The sequence below is a fragment of the Bathymodiolus heckerae thiotrophic gill symbiont genome, assembly GCF_900128515.1.
Lineage (GTDB): Bacteria > Pseudomonadota > Gammaproteobacteria > PS1 > Pseudothioglobaceae > Thioglobus_A.
The window spans coordinates 1-1,820 of sequence record NZ_FQTP01000178.1; the positions used below are offsets into that span (position 1 = coordinate 1).

2 protein-coding genes are annotated in these 1,820 nt (G+C 40.3%); both read left to right on the forward strand.

Annotated features, from left to right (window positions below; genetic code table 11):
* Window positions 1-298 precede the first annotated feature (298 nt).
* The gene (locus tag BTHERMOSOX_RS10855) at window positions 299-1,111 is read left to right on the forward strand and encodes a class I SAM-dependent methyltransferase (RefSeq protein ID WP_138121149.1); all 813 of its coding nucleotides are present in this window, start codon (window positions 299-301) and stop codon (window positions 1,109-1,111) included.
* The gene (locus tag BTHERMOSOX_RS10860; RefSeq protein WP_138121150.1) at window positions 1,108-1,677 is read left to right on the forward strand and encodes a glycosyltransferase; all 570 of its coding nucleotides are present in this window, start codon (window positions 1,108-1,110) and stop codon (window positions 1,675-1,677) included. Before BTHERMOSOX_RS10855 ends, BTHERMOSOX_RS10860 begins: the two co-directional genes overlap by 4 nt.
* Window positions 1,678-1,820: the final 143 nt, after the last annotated feature.

Sequence of the window (1,820 nt, forward strand, 5' to 3'; positions counted from 1 at the left end):
CCAAGATAATGGAAAGGAAATCACGTTTTCGCCCAATGCTCCAGAGTGCGGCACATACATAGCTCAGTACTTGCAGAATTATGCAGGAGATAGATGTTTTGGGAGACAACCGGATAGGCATGGTTGCTCGTACAGCACCTATTTTGGATAGATGAATAATTGGTTTAAATTTACATTTAATATCAATGACCTATAAAACCCCTTATCCATCAAAGCTAAATAGGTGCTGCACTGGTGTCAAAAATCTGAAGTCGTGAAACATTCCCAAAAACATCAACGTCTATTCTAGGAGCTTGAAATGGATGCAAAAAATAAACAAGAAAAACCAGGTATAAGGAATAAGAATTATTGGGATTCAATCTATACCAATGGAAACTCAAGCGAATTATTGTCATTAGACGAGTATAAAAAGGACTATAAGCAATATTGCGATAAATTAATAATGGATAAAATTATCGAGTTCTACGGAGAAGGAAGCGTTCTTGAGATTGGGGCTGGTAATTCTGACTGGATAATTAGAGTCTTTAACGAACTAAAACCACCCCATTGCGCAGGACTTGATTATTCCGAAGAGGGCTGTCGGTTACTTGAAGAAAAATCAAAAGCAAATGGTGTCAATATTAATGTGGTTCATGCAGATATGTTTTCACCACCAGTAGGTCTGATTGAGAAATTTAATTTTGTTATGAGTTTTGGTGTAGTTGAACATTTCAAAGACTTAGCTGAGGTTCTTGGCATAGTTAGTCAATTTTCAAAGCCAGGTGGGCTGATATTCTCAATAATACCAAATATGGCAGGCGTTTATGGGGTGTTAACACGATTATGGAATAAAGAAATATATGATATACATGTACCACATGACCTTCCATCATTTATTGATGGTCACCATGTTGCTGGCTTAGATGTATTGTGGGCTGACTACTTAGGCTCATCTAATTTTAGTGTATTATCATCATGCTTTAAAGAGCAGAAGGGCTTTAATTTTTTTATTTACAAGCAACTCACTCGCATTTCAAAAGTGTTGTGGTTTTTTGAGTCTCATATAAAAGAACTGCCTGTTAGTAAGGCGTTTTCACCTTATATTCTTATTGTAAGCAGAGTGCCTGAATGAAGCTCCTACTGTTTATTCACAGCCTATCATCTGGTGGTGCTGAGCGTGTCAGCACCAACCTTGCCAATTACTGGGCTGACAAAGGCTGGCAAATTACTATTGTTTCTATGACCGGGTGCGAACAGGATTTTTACCAGCTTCATCCGAGTATTCAGCGTATCGCCTTCAGTCTTAATACAGAAAGCACCAGTCTGTTGGCTGCAGACAATAGCAATTACCAGCGCATCCAAGCCCTGCGTAACGTACTTAAACAGCAGCAACCTGATGTTGCACTTGCTATTATGGCGACTGCTAATATATTGCTGGCACTGGCAGCAAGAGGGCTCAACATTCCTGTAATAGGTTCTGAGCGCACTCCCCCCCCCATGCTCCCCCTAGGCAGAGCATGGGAATGGTTACGTAAACGTAGCTATCGCCACCTGGATGCCGTCACCGCACTGACTGAGAAAAGTGCTCGCTGGCTAAAGGCAGAGACATGCGCACAATATGTACCCATAATTCCAAATGCCGTTACCTACCCGATCGCTAACCACCCACCCAGAGTTAGTCCTGATATTGCGATATAGACTTTCAGAAAAATAACTTCCAAAAAAGCGAAGGTGATTATTGAAAGCTGGTTTATAATTTCCGCTCCGACCGGCCTCATTCATAAAAAACATTCAAAGTGGCAATCTTCACTTTTTCAAAATCAATTGTAGATCAACTAAAA

What these genes read in the sequence shown, in the direction of transcription:
- BTHERMOSOX_RS10855 (WP_138121149.1), top strand. Translation starts at nt 299, where the DNA reads ATGGATGCAAAAAATAAACAAGAAAAACCAGGTATAAGGAATAAGAAT.
- BTHERMOSOX_RS10860 (WP_138121150.1), top strand. Translation starts at nt 1,108, where the DNA reads ATGAAGCTCCTACTGTTTATTCACAGCCTATCATCTGGTGGTGCTGAG.